The following is a 15,250-nucleotide window of genomic DNA, read 5'->3' as shown; positions in this document are numbered from 1 at the left end:
TCGATTGATGAGTGCTTCCGCCTATCCCGTGACCGAAGAGATCGCCTCCCAGACGCCTAATGTCCCGGACATCGATATCGAGCATGGCCTGCCGACCGGTTGGGGCGGGGGTCTGAAGGGCCGCCTCCTCTTCGGCATCGCCATCGCGTTCTCTGCCTTCCAGATCGCCACGGCGGTCTATGCCATCCTGCCGAGCCAGGTTCTGCGCACCGTACATGTGGGCTTCCTGGTGCTTGTCTCAGCGGCGCTCATCGCCAATCACCGCGCACGGAATACGGTCGGTCTGGCACTAGGCTGGGGCATGGGCATTGCCGGCTTTCTGGTCGGGCTCTACCACTGGATCTTCTACAACGATCTCGTGAACCGAGCGGGAGAGCTCCTGCCGATGGATCTCACCGTCGGCATCGTGGGGATCGTAATCCTCTTCATCGTCGCTTGGCGCATGATGGGACCGGCGCTTCCCCTGATCTGCCTCGGTTTCCTCGCCTATGCTCTGCTCGGGGAATATCTGCCGGCTCCCCTGAACCATCGCGGCTATTCCATCGAGCAGGTCGTCGAGCACATGGCTTTCGGCACCGAAGGCATCTACGGGACGCCGACGGCGGTTTCAGCCACTTATATCTTCCTGTTCATCCTGTTCGGCTCCTTCCTGGAGCGGGCCGGCATGATCCAGCTCTTCAACGACGTTGCCATGGGACTGTTCGGCAGCTCCAAGGGAGGGCCGGCGAAGGTAGCGGTCTTCTCCTCGGCCCTCATGGGGACGATTTCGGGCTCGGGCGTGGCCAATGTGGTGACGACCGGCCAGTTCACGATTCCGCTGATGAAACGCTTCGGCTACAAGCCGGCTTTCGCCGGAGGGGTGGAGGCTACCGCCTCGATGGGCGGCCAGATCATGCCCCCCGTCATGGGCGCCGTCGCCTTCATCATGGCCGAGAATATCGGCGTTCCTTATGCCGAAATCGTCAAGGCCGCGATCATTCCTGCGATCCTCTATTTCGGCTCCGCCTTCTGGATGGTGCATCTCGAAGCCGGCAAGGAGGGGCTCGTCGGCATGGCGCGCAGCGAATTGCCGAAGCCCCTTCTGGCACTCAAGCGGCAATGGCATCTGGCGCTGCCGCTGATCGTCCTGATCATCCTGCTCTTTGCGGGATTCACGCCCCTGTTCTCGGGCTCCGTGGGCCTCGCCCTGACGGCGATCCTGATCCTCGGAAACGCCATCGCGGCCGCCATTCCGAGCCGCCCGCTGCGGACCTTCTTCTGGCTCGGGCTCGTCGCCATCATCATTTACGTGATCGGCGCCGCAATCCTTCCCTCTCTGCCGGATTGGATCGGGACGGTCTTCAGAATGCTGAGCATCCCGCTTCTTGCTCCGGCGCTCTTCGCCGCAGGGCTGTTCACGCTGATCGCCGCGCTCGTCGTCGTCGCAGCCCTGCGCCGCGACTGGCGGCAGACCCTGGTCGAGTGCCGGGATGCGCTTGCCGACGGTGCGCGCCAGGCGCTTGCAGTCGGCCTTGCCTGCGCCATCGTCGGTACCGTCATCGGCACGATGACGCTGACCGGCGCGGCGACGACCTTCGGCAACTACATCGTCTCCTTCGGGCAGGAATCGATCTTCCTGTGTCTCGTGCTCGTGATGTTCACGAGCCTGCTCCTGGGCACCGGCCTGCCGACGATCCCGACCTACATCATCACGGCAGCGCTGGCGGCGCCGGCTCTTCTGAAGCTCGGAGTGCCGCTCATCGTCAGCCATATGTTCGTGTTCTACTACGGCATCATCGCCGACCTGACGCCGCCGGTGGCTCTTGCCGCACTTGCGGCCGCGCCGATCGCCAGGGCCTCGCCGGACGCCATCGGCTGGCAGGCGAGCCGGGTGGCGCTCGCGGGCTTTCTGATCCCGTTTATGACGGTCTACGAGCCGTCCCTGATGCTTCAGGACGGCGGCGCCATCGCTGCGCAGTACGGCTATTGGATCGAAGTGGCGGTGGTGCTGTTCAAGGCGCTGATCGTCGTCGGCATGTCGGGGGTGGCCGCCATCGGCTTCCTTTTCTCGCGCACGCCGTTAGTGGAGAGGATCCTGGCCGGTGTCGCGGCGGGGCTTCTGATCGGCAATTTCCCCTGGAGCGACACCCTCGGTCTGCTCGTCGCGGCGCTGGTCATCGGACTGAACTTCGCGCGCGCGCGACGGATTGCAGGCTCTCCGATCCAGGTCCGACTATGATCTGCCTGCTCGCCGGGACCAAGGTCGTGCCGCTTCTTGCCGGCGCGATCACCCTGGCCTGGACGCATTCCGTCGAGAAGGTCCTGTGGGAAGAGGACTGGCGTTCGGGGCCTGCGGGCCTCGAGCTTGTGGAGGCGCGGGTGCGTGGTTCCGGGGCAGGGATGGAACCGCCACCGGAGGCGGAGTTCAGCAATGGGGTCTGGAAGTGGCACCCCAAGGTTCCGCTCTTGCGGGAGGTCGTTCTGCGGCGTTCAGGAGCTACGGCGGACTGGCAGATCTGCAAGGAGGGCCGGTGCCAGCCCATGAGCGATCTCGTGCCGCCCGATGTGGATCCGGTGGTGATGCAGCCCTGCGCAGGGCCTTAAACCTGGATCGGGCGTCGTCTCAGGCGCCCGTGATCGGCTCGACGGCCATGCAGCGCCGCCAGAGAATGGTGAGGATATAAAGGGCGAAGAGGCTGAAGATGCCCATGAGCGCGTAGCCGACGATATGGCCGAGCTCGAACAGGCCGGCAATGGCCCAGCCGCCCGCGATCGCGACGCCGAACACTTCCGTCCCCACCAGGATCATGATGCTCAGGACCGTCACGAGATTGCGCGTGTTCACGCCTTTTGCCTGAGCCACTCCCGCATCTCCCTTCGTTTCGATAAGGGAGGCACTACCCTAAATGCCCCCTCCCGTGCAAGTTTCGCCCGCCTTAAATCGTCCGGTCTTTTCAGCGCATCCATGTCCGAAACACCCGTCTTTGCCACTGCCGCCGTCGCGGCACCTCATTCTTCCGTCGCCGAGACCGGCCTGACGATCCTGGCCGCCGGCGGCAATGCGGTCGAGGCGACCGTTGCCATGGCGGCGGCCGGCTCCGTTGCCTGTCCCCATGCCTCGGGCCTGGGAGGCGATGGCTTCTGGCTCGTGAGGGTGCCGGGCGGCAAGGTGCACGCGCTCGATGCCTCGGGACCCTCCGGCTCGCATGCGACCCTGCGCCACTACCGAGCTAAGGGGTTCGATGCGGTGCCGCTCCGCGGTGGTGACGCAGCCCTGACGGTGGCCGGTGCCGTTGCCGGCTGGGCGCTGGCTCTGGAACTCGCCAAGACGCTCGGCGGCAATCTTCCCCTCGACATGCTCCTGGCCGATGCCATCCGTCTGGCTCGGGAGGGACTGCCCTTGAGCGAGCGCGAAGCGAGCCGCAAGGCCCTCGCGGACGAGGCCTTGCGGAATGCCCCCGGTTTTGCCGCGGTGTTTCTCGCGGAAGGCGAAAAGGCACCGAAGCCCGGGGCCTTACGTCGTCAGCCGATGCTGGCCGATATGCTCGGCCAACTGGCCCATGCAGGGCTTGTGGATTTCTATCGCGGCGATGTGGGGCGGGAGATTGCCACCGATATCGAGCGCCTCGGAAGCCCGATCATCCGGAAGGACCTGGAAGCCTACAGCGCCCGCGCCCTTGCGCCCCTCTCCGTAAAGCTGCACTCCGCGACGCTTCTTGCGCCGCCCCTGCCGAGCCAAGGGCTCGCCGCGCTCATGGTTGCCGGCGTCGTCGACAGGGTGAATGTCCGACGGGGCGAGAGCGCCGAGCATCACCACGTCCTGATCGAGGCGGTGAAGCGAGCCTATGCCGTTCGCGACCAGATCATCATGGACCCGCGCGAAGTTTTGCGAGATCCGTTGGCCTTCCTGGAGCCGATGGCGCTGGAGCGCGAAAGCGCGGACATCGAGGCGCATCGCGCGGCGGCATTTACGAGTCGCGTGCCGGCTCAAGGCACCTCCGTCTGGATGGGATGCATCGACAGGGACGGCCTTGCCGTGTCCTATGTCCAGTCGCTCGGCCCTGATTTCGGCTCCGGCTGCGTTCTCCCGGCGACCGGGCTTCTCTGGCATGCCCGCGGCATGGGCTTCTCCCTCGATCCGCGCGGATGGAACCCGCTCGCGCCCGGGCGAAAGCCGTTCCATTCGCTGGCACCGGCTCTCGCTGCGTTCGAGGATGGTCGGGTCCTGGCCTTCGGTGCCGGTGGTCCTGACGAGCCACAGATTCAGGCGCAGGTATTCGCGAGATACGCGGAAATAGGCATGTCACCGGCGGAGGCTGTTGACGCGCCCCGCTGGCTGCTGGCGGCAGGGAGCGACCGGGAGCCTGCTTGCATCCAGATCGAGACCAGCTTTGATCCGTCCCTCGTCCGCGACCTGTCCCGGCGCGGACACCGGGTCGACAAGATCGAGGGGCGTGTCGACGAGGCTTTCGGCGCGGCCGGCATGCTGGTCAGGCATCCGCGCGACGGGCGGGTCTCTGCCGTTTTCGACCCGCGCTCGGAAGGGGCCGTTCTCGGGCTCTAGCTCGCCAACCCCGATGTCCAGAGGCCGAATAGAAGGCTGCAGCCTAGCACCACGACGAAGGCTGCGGCGAGGAGTTCGATGCCGGCGATGGCCAGGGCGCCCGTCATGCCGCGCCCTCCTGCTAAGCGAAGAGCCGCGGCCTTGGCGAAGACCGCAAGCGCTGCGACGGCGCCGGTCGTGAGAGCCGTTCCAAGGGCCATGGCGAGGGTCGCTGCGACGCCAGCTAAGAACAATCCCTGCGAAAGCGCGAAGACCAAGACAACCAGGGCACCGGCGCAGGGGCGGATGCCGGCCGCCAATGCCACTCCGGCCATGCCGCGCCAGCTTGTCAGGCGGCGCAACTCGTCAGGTTCGGGCATGTGCACATGGTCGCAGCTTTCATCCTGCGGCGCGGCCAGCGGATCGCGTGCCAGGGCCATGACGCCCAACAGCTTGCCGGCCTTGCGCCAGGTGATGAGGGCTCCGACGAGAGCCACGACGACGAAGCTCATCCATTCGATGCCCGTTGTAATCGTTTTCATGGTCGCCGCGGTCGCGCGGAACAGCAGGGCGACGATCCCGACGATGAGGATCGCGATGCAGGCCTGCACCAGGGCGGCGGCGAGGCTGAGGCCAAAACCTTTCGCCAGCGCCCGCTCGTCGGCGACCAGATAGGCGGCGATCACGCCCTTGCCGTGGCCCGGACCAGCCGCGTGAAAAACTCCATAGGCGAAGCCGATCAGGATCAGCGTGGCAAAGGCCGCGCCGTCGTCTTTCAGGGCGGAGACGGCCTGCTGCAGGCTTTTGTAGAAGCTGCTCTGGACGGCCAGGATATAGGCGCCGAGATCGCCCGAAGGAGCCGCCTCCCTCAGGCCTATCCCGAAGGGATTGCGGGTTGGCGCTGCCGGTCCCGGAGCCAGCCACCATAGGAGGAGGGTCAGCACGACGGTGACAAGGGCGACCGCGGCGGCCGCTACGGCAAGGCGCGAGCCGAGCTTTTTCCTGGCTGACGGCGCAAGGCTGATGGGCTCGGCGGTTACGGACATGCGACGATCGCCTTGTTGGCGAACTGTCCCCCGAAGGTCGAGGCCGCCGTCAGGGTCTGGAAAAAGGCTTCGGACATCGGCTGGGCCTGGGGCGGCGGCTCCGTATTTTTCGGCCGGGAGATGTTGGTGGCACAGCCTTGGGGGGCACCAGCGAGCGTGACGGCGTCACCCTCGGCCAGGCTGAAGGAGACGAAATAGGTCGGATCGTAGACCTCGAACGAAACGGTCTTCGCGGGGGCGGGGGCCCTGAGCGGCAGCAGGTAGGACATGGTCACCGCCTCGTCCGCATACTCCATGCGATAGTCGCGGGGAGCGCCGAATTCCTGCTTCCTGCCATTGCCTTTCAGCACGGTGAAATAGTCGAATTCGGAAAGCGCCTCGGTATTCTCCTTCGCCAGATCCTGGAGTTCGTCAGGAGTCAACTTGCCGTCGCCATTCTTGTCCAGTCCTTGCGTGACAAAGGCCGAATAGGCCTTGTCGAAAGTCCAGGCATGGCGGATACCGGTGATCCGCCCTTCGCCGTCATAGACAAGCTCAGCCTTGGCTGTGACCCACACATGGGGATGGGCGAGAGCGGGAAAGGCAAGGGCCGCAAGAGCAGCCGCGGCGAGCGAAGTCAGAGCGAGGCGACGAATCATGCAGCTCACCGTGGAAGATTCTCTCGGAAGGGAGAGGCGTCGAGGTCGATTCCAAGTTCTGAGGCATGATGGTTAATGGAGGCGAAACGGAGGCGCCCTTCATTGACGGAGAGGGATGCATATGTCAGCATTGCTGACATAAATCCGTAAAGAACAAGACCGATGAACGGCAATGGGGCCCAGGCTCCAGGAGGGAACCGGACGATGGCCGAAGGGCATGTGGCGCTCCGTGACGTATCGCTCGACGACAAGTACGACCTTTCCAAGGACCGGATCTTCATTACGGGCACGCAGGCCGTGGTCCGCATGCTGCTCATGCAGCGCGAGCGTGATCGCTTGGCGGGCCTGAATACGGCCGGATTCGTCTCGGGCTATCGCGGCTCGCCGCTCGGCGGCATGGACCAGAACCTGTGGCGCGCCCGACGCTGGCTCGAAGAGGCCAATGTGCTGTTCCAGCCCGGTCTCAACGAGGAGCTTGCGGCTACCGCCCTTTGGGGTTCGCAGCAGGCGGAGATCCGCGGCGACGGAAGGTATGACGGCGTCTTCGGGCTCTGGTACGGCAAAGGACCGGGCGTCGACCGCTCGGGGGACGTATTCCGCCACGCCAACATGGCAGGCTCCTCGAAACATGGCGGCGTGCTGGCCCTCATGGGAGACGATCACACGGCGGAATCCTCGACGGTCGCGCACCAGTCGGAGTTTCATTTCGTCGATGTGATGATGCCGATCCTGAATCCGGCAGGCGTCCAGGAGATTCTCGACTACGGCCTTTACGGCTATGCCATGAGCCGTTTTTGCGGCACGTGGGTCGCCTTCAAATGCGTGAAGGAGAACATCGAGTCGACAGCCTCCGTCGACGGTTCCCTCGACCGGGTGAGGATCGTCATGCCCGACGATTTTTCGATGCCGCCCGGCGGCCTCAACATCCGTGCGCGGGACGGCGTGCTTGATCAGGAGGCGCGCCTCCAGGACTACAAGCGCGACGCCATGATCGCCTTCGTGCGCGCCAACAATCTGAACCGGATGATCCTGTTCGGCGGACGCCAGCCGAAGATCGGCGTGATCACGGTCGGCAAGTCCTATCTCGACGTGCGCCAGGCTCTCGACGAACTCGGTCTCGATGAGGTCAAGGCCAACGATATGGGCCTGCGGCTCTACAAGATCGCCTGCCCGTGGCCGCTCTCGCAGAGCGAACTCGCCGATTTCGCCCGCGGTCTCGACATGGTCATCGTCGTCGAGGAAAAGCGTTCGCTGATCGAGGTGCAACTGCGCGAGGAACTCTACGGTACCGCCAACCAGCCGCTTTGTATCGGCAAGCGAGACGAGAACGGAAACTGGCTGTTCCCGGTCAAGGGTGCGCTCGATCCCAATGACATCGCCGTCGTGATCGGCGAGCGTCTGCTCAAGTATCACAACAACGACGATCTGCGCGGGCGCGTGCAACGCCTGAGGCATGCCCAGCAGGTTCTCTCCGTCACGGCGGACGTCGCGACGCGTGTCCCGCATTTCTGCTCCGGCTGCCCGCACAACACATCTACCAAGGTGCCCGAAGGCATGCGCGCCTACGCGGGCATCGGCTGCCATTACATGGTGCAGTGGATGGACCGGGAGACCGACGGCTTCACGCAGATGGGCGGCGAGGGGGCGAACTGGATCGGCGAGGCGCCGTTTTCAGCGCGCGGTCACGTGTTCCAGAATCTCGGTGATGGCACCTACAACCATTCCGGCGTTCTGGCCCTGCGCTGGGCCATCGATACGAAGACCAACATCACCTACAAGATCCTGTTCAACGACGCTGTCGCGATGACGGGTGGGCAGAAGCATGAAGGCGGATTGACCGTCGACATGATCGCCCGCCAGGTGCGGGAGGAGGGCGTCGAGCGCATCGCTCTCGTCACCGACGAGCCGCACAAATATCCGAAATCCATTCGCTGGCCGGATGGAATGACGATCCATCACCGTTCGGAGCTCGACAGCGTGCAGCGCGAGCTTGCGGCGATCTCCGGCGTCACGGTGATGATCTACGATCAGACCTGTGCCTCGGAGAAGCGCCGCCGCCGCAAGCGTGGTGAGTTTCCCGATCCGGACAAGCGGGTCATCATCAACGATCTCGTATGCGAGGGGTGCGGCGATTGTTCGGCGCAGTCGAACTGCGTCGCCGTGCAGCCGCTCGAAACCGAGTTCGGTCGCAAACGTCAGATCGATCAGTCTAACTGCAACAAGGATTTCTCCTGCGTCTCCGGATTCTGCCCGTCCTTCGTGACGGTCCACGGCGCCAAGGTGAGAAAGGCTGCGCCGGATAGCGCCCACACAGATGGCCTGACGCTTGCAACCCTTTCGGAGCCAGTCGTTCCGGCGATCGATCGAACTTTCAATATCATCGTGACCGGTGTTGGCGGCACGGGTGTCGTCACCATTGGAGCCATCCTTGGCATGGCTGCTCATCTCGAGGGCAAAGGTCTCGGAATGATCGACATGGCGGGCCTCGCCCAGAAGGGCGGCGCCGTCTACAGCCATGTGCGTCTTGCCAATTCGCAGGACGACATCCACGCCATCCGTGTCACGGCGGAGGCGGCGCACCTGGTTCTCGGTTGCGATCTCGTCGTCACCGGCACGAAGAAGGTCCTGGCCTCTGTCAGAAAGGGCATGACGGCCCTCGTGGTGAACACGGCGGAAGTCATGCCCGGCGAATTCACCCGCAACGCGGACTTCTCCTTGCCCACGGAGCGGCTGAGGCGTGCCGTCATCTCCGCTGCCGGAGAGAATGGGGCGGACTTCATCGACGCGACCGCCATCGCCACCGCGTTGCTCGGGAACGCGATTGCCGCCAACATGTTCATGCTGGGCTACGCTTATCAGAAGGGGCGTGTGCCGCTCTCCCGTGCATCCATTGAGAAGGCCATCGAACTCAACGGCGAAGCGGTGAAGATGAATTTGTCCGCCTTCGCCTGGGGGCGTCAGGCGGCCGAGGAGCCAGGAAAGCTGTCATCTGTCGTGAATGCCACCCGCGCGCCGACGGAGTCACGGATGCGCTCGGAAACGCTCGACGACATGATCGAGCGGCGCGTGCAGTTCCTGACGGGTTATCAGAGCGCGCGCTACGCCCAGCGCTACCGCAGAACCGTCGAGCGCATGCGTGCTCTTGAGGCAAGAACGGGGCTCGAATCCACGACCCTAACGGAGGCCGTCGCCCGCTCCCTGTTCAAGCTTATGGCCTACAAGGACGAGTATGAGGTGGCCCGCCTCTATACGGACGGCAGCTTCGAGCGGCAGGTCGCTTCCGCTTTCGAAGGTGATGATCTTCGTTACGAGTTCCATCTGGCACCGCCCTTGCTCGCCCGCAAGGATCCGGCGACGGGCCTGCCCCGCAAGATGAGCTTCGGGCCTTGGATGATGAAGGCTTTTCGTGCGTTGGCGCGTCTCAAGCCGCTGCGCGGAACGCCGCTCGATGTCTTCGGCTACACGCAGGAGCGCCGCATGGAGCGGCAGCTCATCCGCGACTACGAGGCCCTGCTTCAGGAGATCTCGTCGAAGCTCGATGCCGGCAACCATGCGGTCGCCGTGGGCCTTGCCTCCCTTCCGCAGAAGATCCGCGGCTTCGGCCATGTGAAGGAGCGCAACCTCAAGACGGCGAAGGTGGAGGAAGCGGAGCTCCTATCACGCTTTCGCTCGCCGCCGCAGCCGATGGCAATGGCGGCGGAGTAGCTAGGCCAAGAGATTTAGAGGTCGAGGACCCAGTTTTCGCCGACGAGGTCGTGCCCAAAACTGTGATGGGGCTCCGCGCTCACGAGCCGGAAGCCCGCCTTCGTGTAGATGCCCCGCGCGGCGTGCAGGATGTCGTTGGTCCATAAGGTGATCTGGCGATAACCGCGCTCGCGGGAGAAACGGATCGCCTCGTCCACGAGCCGCTTTCCGACCCCAAGTCCGCGCGCATGCGCCTCGACATACAGAAGCCGCAGCTTCGCGATCTCGTCCGATTGCTTGACGATGAAGATCGAGCCGAGAATGTCTCCGTCCCGGTCCGCGAGCCAGCAGCGCTCCTTCTCCGGATCGAAGTTCTTGACGAAGCCTGCAACGATCTCCGCCACCAAGGCCTCGAAGGTTTCGTCCCAGCCGTATTCCTGCGCATAGAGGGCGCCATGGCGATGGACGACCCATCCCATGTCGCCCGGGCGATGGGTGCGGAGCGCGAAAGAGTCGTGCTGCGCAGTGCCTGAATCGAGCCGCTTCTCGATCGCGCGCATGTTTGCAACGAGCTGGCGCTGGTCGGCCTCCGACAGCGGCATGAGAAGAGTTGCGATCTGTTCACGGGACTGGCGATCGAGCGGCGCGAAGGCCCCTTTGCCTTTCTCCGTCAGGACCAGATGATGCTGGCGTCCATCGCTTGCAGAGCGGACGCGCCGGACGAGGCGTTGCTCCTCGAAACGCTTGAGAATACGGCTGAGATAGCCGGGGTCCAGGTCGAGGTCCTGGCACAGCTCGCCAGCGGTCGGATCGGTCCGATGGGCGAGTTCGTAGAGCACTCGCGCCTCCGTGAGCGAAAAGGGGCTGTCGAGCAATCCCTCCCGCAGGACGCCAAGCCGCCGGGTATAGAAGCGGGTGAAGCGGCGGATCGCAGCGATACGGTCTTCAGCAGCAATGGCGTCCATGGCCAGTCTCCTCTTGAGAGGGAGGTTGGCGCAGTTAGTTGACTTAGTCAAATAATTTAGGCGAGGTGCCAGTCGATGGGGGGGAGCCCCTTCGCGGATAGCCAAGCGTTGGTCTGGCTGAACGGCTTCGTTCCGCGAAAGTCCTTGAGACGGTTGAGAGGGGAGGGGTGACCGGCTTCGATGACCAGATGCTTCTTCGGATCGATCAGCGCGGTGTATGCTCGCGCCTTGGCGCCCCAGAGCAGGAACACCACGGCAGGCTGACTTCGCGACACGGCCGCGACGGCCTGTTCGACAAGGCCAGACCAACCGAGCTTGAGATGGGCGCCAGCCTTCCCGGCTTCGACTGTCAGAGCCGTGTTGAGAAGCAGAACCCCCTGTTCCGCCCATCGCGTCAGGTCACCGGAGCGTGGCATGGGGATGTCAAGATCGTCGGCCATCTCGGCCAGGATCGTACGAAGCGAGGCCGGCAGGCGACGTCCGCCCGTATAGGAGAATGCGAGCCCGTGAGCGTCTCCAGGGGTTGGATAGGGGTCCTGCCCAAGGATCACCACCTTGACGCGCTCCAGCGGCGTCAGCGCGAGGGCGTTGAAGATCTTCTCCGGCGGTGGGAGAACATGAGCGCCCCCCGCAACGGCTGTATCAATCTTTCCCGCAATGTCATCGGCGGTGCCCTCACGGAAAAAGGGCAGCGTGCACCAACCGGCACTGTTAGGATCGGCGCGGAAAGCCGTGAGCGCTTTGGTAACGGGGCCGGTCATCGGAACACAGTCCTCCTCGGATTCTGCGGGTAGCATCGGCCCTGGGCTCTGTCGAGGACATGGTCCCGTCCAAGATTTCGCTCCGGCGCTTTCGTCCATGGGAACGGTGTTCGCGTCCGACCGTTCATTGAGGCAAAGAAGGGAAGCGTTGGTTCCTAGCGTTCTAACCCATCACGTTACGAACGGGAGGCCCCAGTGACGGATCGCTCCGACATTCCGCCAACCTATACTATCAGGCCGGTCGCTTCGCCCCCGCCCTCGGAGAATCCGACGGCGGCGATGCTGAAAGCCGACATCGACAGCGGCCGCACAGGTGACAAGAACCCGGTCTTCGACCCCGGCCTGTCGCCCCTCGGAACCGACGACGAAGCCGCGGGCACTCCGCCGTCCGCCATGTGTGTTGCCCTCGCCCGCCGTTATGAAAACCTGGTCCGCTGGTCGCGAGAAACTTGGCCCATCGATGCGCCTCACCACGAGGACGGCTTTCCGACGGTGTTCGCCGGCAGCATTGTGGCGATTGGCGCGATCCTCGCGTGCGGCATATGGTATGTCCGGGCCATCTAGTGCGGCACGACCGAATCGTCTCGTTGCTGTCCTCACAGGGAAAGGGCTGCAGATATGCGCCTTTCGCCTCGAACGTCCGTGAACACGGCTGCGCGTCCGCGCGTCGTCATCATCGGTGCAGGCTTCGGCGGCCTTGAAGCCGCAAGAGCGCTTCGATCCGTTCCGGTCGATATCACGGTCATCGACCGCCACAATTACCATTGCTTTCAGCCGCTTCTGTATCAGGTCGCAACGGCAACCTTGGCACCGTCGGATATCGCTTGGCCGATCCGCGGCATCCTGCGCCGGCAGAGCAACGCGACTGTTTTCATGGCCGACGTGACGGAGGTGGATGTCGAGCAGCGCGTCGTTCACACGGATCCCCTCGCCATTCCCTACGACTATCTGGTCCTCGCCACAGGTGCGACACACTCCTATTTTGGGCACGATGATTGGGCCGGGATGGCACCTGGCTTGAAACAGATCGAGGACGCGACCCGGATCCGCCGGCGGATTCTCATCGCCTTCGAAAAAGCGGAACTGTCCCCAGATCCGGCGGAACGGCAGCGGCTGCTGACATTCGTGATCGTCGGCGGTGGTCCGACAGGCGTCGAGATGGCCGGTGCCGTTGCGGAGGTTGCCCGCCAGACACTGCCGCCGGAGTTCCGGAACGTAGACCTGCGTCAATCGCGGGTTATCCTGCTGGAAGCCGGACCGCGGATTTTGGCAACCTTCCCCGACGACTTGTCGGCTTATGCGCAGCGAGCGCTCGAGCGGCTTGGCGTGGAGGTCCGAACCTCGACCGCCGTCACCGCCATTGACGAGCGTGGCGTCGGGACTGCCGCCGAGCATATCGACGCCGGAACCGTTATTTGGGGCGCCGGCGTCGTTGCGTCCCCTGCTGGACAATGGGTCGGGGCCGAGCGGGACAAGGCCGGACGGATCAAGGTCGGCCCGGACCTGGCGGTTCCAGGCAGGCCCGAAATCTTCGCCGTCGGCGATACGGCCGCTGTCATCGGCAAAAACGGCCATCCCGTTCCGGGCATTGCGCCGGCGGCCAAGCAGATGGGCCGTTATGTGGCGGACGTCATCACCGCCCGCGTCACCGGTCGGGCCGCTCCGGCCCCCTTCCACTACCGGCATCAGGGAGATCTTGCCACGATCGGGCGAAAGGCCGCGGTGGTGAAGCTCAAGCGTATTCACCTGCGCGGCTTCATCGGATGGATCTTCTGGGGCCTGGCCCACATCTATTTCCTGATCGGCATCCGAAACCGCTTTGTGGTCGCGCTCAACTGGCTGTGGAATTATTTCACCTTCCAGCGCGGCGCCCGGCTCATCACCGAGACAGGACCCACTGTTCAGGTTTCGACCGACGCTGTGCCCCCCTCCGCACCGCAGAGAGGCCGTTAGGGAAACCTCCACCGGGCAGCCGCCGACAGCCGCAAAGAGAACTGGGCCTGCTGAGGATACGGTCACCGGGGCCGTCGACAGGATGTTACTTCTGTGACACGTTTCAGGCCTAGCTTCCGTTCATCATCGGTGGACCCACCCCATGCGAGGACATTCGACCATGCTTCAAAGCCGTCCGCTGGCCGCCCTGCGCGCCGGCTTTCTTGGGTTTTCCCTGCTTCTGTCGGGTACGGCTTTGGCCCAGGAGGCCGTGACGATCCGCTTCGTGCAGACCAACGACATCGACCGGATGAGCCCGGAAAAGGGCCGCGGCGGCTTTGCCAAGCTCGCGACGGTGATCAAGGAGGAGCGCGCCAAGGGCAATGCCTTCTTCGTTCATTCCGGCGACACCATCTCGCCTTCGCTTCTCTCTGGCTTCGACAAGGGAGCCCATATCATCGACATCCTCAATCACATGGGCGTCGATGCCATGGTGCCGGGCAATCATGAATTCGATCTTGGTCCTGACGCCTTTCGCGCCCGCATGGCGGAGGCCAAGTTCGACGTGCTTGCGACCAACATCGTCGATGGCGACGGGATGCCGGCTCATACCAAGGCCGACAAGATCGTCGATGTTAAAGGCATCAAGGTCGGCTTTTTCGGTCTGACGACGGAAGATACGCCCATCGTTTCGACACCGGGAAATATCAAGTTCAAGCCGTCGGTCGCGACCGGCCGCGACAAGGTCAAGGATCTGCGCGCCAAGGGTGCCGATATCGTGGTGGCGGTGGTTCATACGCCGCTCGATGTCGATATGCTTCTCGCGCGTTCCTCCGGAGCCGATGTGATCCTCAGCGGACATGACGAGCATCTGCTCGCGTTCTACGACGGCAAGGTCGTGGTGACGGAATCCGAATCTCAGGGCAACTATATCAATGTCGTCGAATTGTCGGTGACGAAGACCGAGAAGGACGGCAAGGCGACCGTGACCTGGACGCCGAATTTCCGGATCATCGACAGCGCGACGGTCAAGCCTGATCCGGAGATCGAGGCCGTCGTGAAGGGCTATGAGGACAAGCTCTCCAAGGAACTCGATGTGGAGATCGGCGTCACCGAGACGGCGCTCGATAGCCGGCGCGCGACTGTGCGTGGCGGAGAGGCTGCCATGGGCAATCTGGTGGCGGACGCCCTTCGGGCCTCGGTCGGCGCCGACGTCGCCATCACCAACGGTGGTGGGTTGCGTGCCGACAAGGAATATGCTGCCGGGCAGAAGCTGACCCGCCGCGACATCCTGTCCGAGATGCCCTTCGGCAACACCACGGTTCTGCTCGAATTGACCGGCGACAAGATCAAGGCTGCGCTGGAAAACGGCGTGAGCCAAGTGCGCGAGCTCGGCGGCCGCTTCCCGCAGACCTCCGGCATGATCGTCGAGGTCGACATGAAGGAGCCTCCCGGCAGCCGAATCAAGTCGGTCACGATCAACGGCCAGCCTCTGGATCCGGCCAAGACCTACAAGCTCGCGACGAATGACTTCATGGCCCGGGGCGGCGACGGCTATCGTGCCTTTGTGGACGCGAAGCAGCTCATCGACGTTGCTGCGAGCCAGCTGATGGCGTCGCAGGTCATCGACTACGTCGCCAAGGCCGGCAAGGTGGCGCCAAAGGTGGAAGGCCGCGTCGTTCTTCGCTAGCGGCGTGACAGA

General features: G+C 63.9%; 12 protein-coding genes. 7 read left to right on the top strand and 5 right to left on the bottom strand.

Annotation, left to right across the window (positions count from 1 at the left end; translation table 11 throughout):
• Positions 1-7: 7 nt before the first annotated feature.
• Positions 8-2,218: a TRAP transporter permease gene (locus tag K9B37_RS14070; protein ID WP_224313782.1), complete on the top strand. Its 2,211-nt coding sequence runs from the start codon at positions 8-10 to the stop codon at positions 2,216-2,218.
• A complete protein-coding gene (locus tag K9B37_RS14065) occupies positions 2,215-2,583 on the top strand; it encodes a DUF1850 domain-containing protein (RefSeq protein ID WP_224313780.1) in 369 nt (122 codons plus the stop codon). The genes K9B37_RS14070 and K9B37_RS14065 overlap by 4 nt, the downstream gene beginning before the upstream one ends.
• Positions 2,584-2,602: 19 nt before the next feature.
• Here the strand turns inward: K9B37_RS14065 and K9B37_RS14060 are convergent, their stop codons facing one another.
• Entirely contained in the window at positions 2,603-2,824 is a 222-nt protein-coding gene (locus tag K9B37_RS14060; RefSeq protein ID WP_439651733.1) for a hypothetical protein, read from the bottom strand.
• A gap of 120 nt (positions 2,825-2,944) precedes the next feature.
• Between K9B37_RS14060 and K9B37_RS14055 the strand changes: the two genes are divergently transcribed.
• Entirely contained in the window at positions 2,945-4,543 is a 1,599-nt protein-coding gene (locus tag K9B37_RS14055; RefSeq protein ID WP_224313778.1) for a gamma-glutamyltransferase family protein, read from the top strand.
• Here K9B37_RS14055 and K9B37_RS14050 read toward each other — a convergent pair.
• Together K9B37_RS14050 and K9B37_RS14045 are read right to left on the bottom strand one after the other, a co-directional pair.
• Positions 4,540-5,568 (bottom strand): nickel/cobalt transporter, encoded by a 1,029-nt coding sequence (locus K9B37_RS14050; protein ID WP_224313776.1) that lies wholly within the window; start codon positions 5,566-5,568, stop codon positions 4,540-4,542. The genes K9B37_RS14055 and K9B37_RS14050 overlap by 4 nt on opposite strands.
• Positions 5,559-6,206 (bottom strand): DUF1007 family protein, encoded by a 648-nt coding sequence (locus tag K9B37_RS14045; protein ID WP_224313775.1) that lies wholly within the window; start codon positions 6,204-6,206, stop codon positions 5,559-5,561. The genes K9B37_RS14050 and K9B37_RS14045 overlap by 10 nt, the downstream gene beginning before the upstream one ends.
• Positions 6,207-6,410: 204 nt before the next feature.
• Between K9B37_RS14045 and K9B37_RS14040 the strand changes: the two genes are divergently transcribed.
• Positions 6,411-9,911 carry an indolepyruvate ferredoxin oxidoreductase family protein gene (locus K9B37_RS14040; RefSeq protein WP_224313773.1) on the top strand — a complete coding sequence of 1,167 codons (3,501 nt, stop codon included), beginning with the start codon at positions 6,411-6,413 and terminating at the stop codon, positions 9,909-9,911.
• A gap of 14 nt (positions 9,912-9,925) precedes the next feature.
• Here K9B37_RS14040 and K9B37_RS14035 read toward each other — a convergent pair whose 3' ends face one another.
• Together K9B37_RS14035 and ung are read right to left on the bottom strand one after the other, a co-directional pair.
• Positions 9,926-10,855 (bottom strand): bifunctional helix-turn-helix transcriptional regulator/GNAT family N-acetyltransferase, encoded by a 930-nt coding sequence (locus K9B37_RS14035; protein WP_224313771.1) that lies wholly within the window; start codon positions 10,853-10,855, stop codon positions 9,926-9,928.
• Between the two features lie 56 nt (positions 10,856-10,911).
• Positions 10,912-11,616 (bottom strand): uracil-DNA glycosylase, encoded by a 705-nt coding sequence (gene ung, locus K9B37_RS14030; protein ID WP_224313769.1) that lies wholly within the window; start codon positions 11,614-11,616, stop codon positions 10,912-10,914.
• 195 nt (positions 11,617-11,811) lie between these two features.
• Here ung and K9B37_RS14025 point away from each other — a divergent pair, with 195 nt between their 5' ends.
• From K9B37_RS14025 to K9B37_RS14015, 3 genes are all read left to right on the top strand, one after another.
• Entirely contained in the window at positions 11,812-12,180 is a 369-nt protein-coding gene (locus tag K9B37_RS14025) for a hypothetical protein (protein ID WP_439651729.1), read from the top strand.
• A 54-nt stretch (positions 12,181-12,234) separates the two neighbouring features.
• The gene (locus tag K9B37_RS14020; protein WP_224313767.1) at positions 12,235-13,569 is read left to right on the top strand and encodes an NAD(P)/FAD-dependent oxidoreductase; all 1,335 of its coding nucleotides are present in this window, start codon (positions 12,235-12,237) and stop codon (positions 13,567-13,569) included.
• 160 nt (positions 13,570-13,729) lie between these two features.
• On the top strand, positions 13,730-15,238 hold the full coding sequence (locus K9B37_RS14015; RefSeq protein ID WP_224313765.1) for a bifunctional metallophosphatase/5'-nucleotidase: 1,509 nt from the start codon (positions 13,730-13,732) through the stop codon (positions 15,236-15,238).
• Positions 15,239-15,250: the final 12 nt, after the last annotated feature.

Origin of the sequence: Microvirga puerhi (assembly GCF_020089865.1) — a bacterium.
In the GTDB taxonomy this organism is placed as follows: Bacteria; Pseudomonadota; Alphaproteobacteria; order Rhizobiales; family Beijerinckiaceae; genus Microvirga; species Microvirga puerhi.
This window is presented reverse-complemented; position numbering and strand designations above follow the sequence as displayed.

Bases quoted from the DNA above. Each gene is read 5' to 3' on its own strand.
- K9B37_RS14035 (WP_224313771.1), bottom strand. From the start codon at position 10,855: ATGGACGCCATTGCTGCTGAAGACCGTATCGCTGCGATCCGCCGCTTC.
- K9B37_RS14040 (WP_224313773.1), top strand. From the start codon at position 6,411: ATGGCCGAAGGGCATGTGGCGCTCCGTGACGTATCGCTCGACGACAAG.
- ung (WP_224313769.1), bottom strand. From the start codon at position 11,616: ATGACCGGCCCCGTTACCAAAGCGCTCACGGCTTTCCGCGCCGATCCT.
- K9B37_RS14045 (WP_224313775.1), bottom strand. From the start codon at position 6,206: ATGATTCGTCGCCTCGCTCTGACTTCGCTCGCCGCGGCTGCTCTTGCG.
- K9B37_RS14065 (WP_224313780.1), top strand. From the start codon at position 2,215: ATGATCTGCCTGCTCGCCGGGACCAAGGTCGTGCCGCTTCTTGCCGGC.
- K9B37_RS14050 (WP_224313776.1), bottom strand. From the start codon at position 5,568: ATGTCCGTAACCGCCGAGCCCATCAGCCTTGCGCCGTCAGCCAGGAAA.
- K9B37_RS14020 (WP_224313767.1), top strand. From the start codon at position 12,235: ATGCGCCTTTCGCCTCGAACGTCCGTGAACACGGCTGCGCGTCCGCGC.
- K9B37_RS14070 (WP_224313782.1), top strand. From the start codon at position 8: ATGAGTGCTTCCGCCTATCCCGTGACCGAAGAGATCGCCTCCCAGACG.
- K9B37_RS14015 (WP_224313765.1), top strand. From the start codon at position 13,730: ATGCTTCAAAGCCGTCCGCTGGCCGCCCTGCGCGCCGGCTTTCTTGGG.
- K9B37_RS14055 (WP_224313778.1), top strand. From the start codon at position 2,945: ATGTCCGAAACACCCGTCTTTGCCACTGCCGCCGTCGCGGCACCTCAT.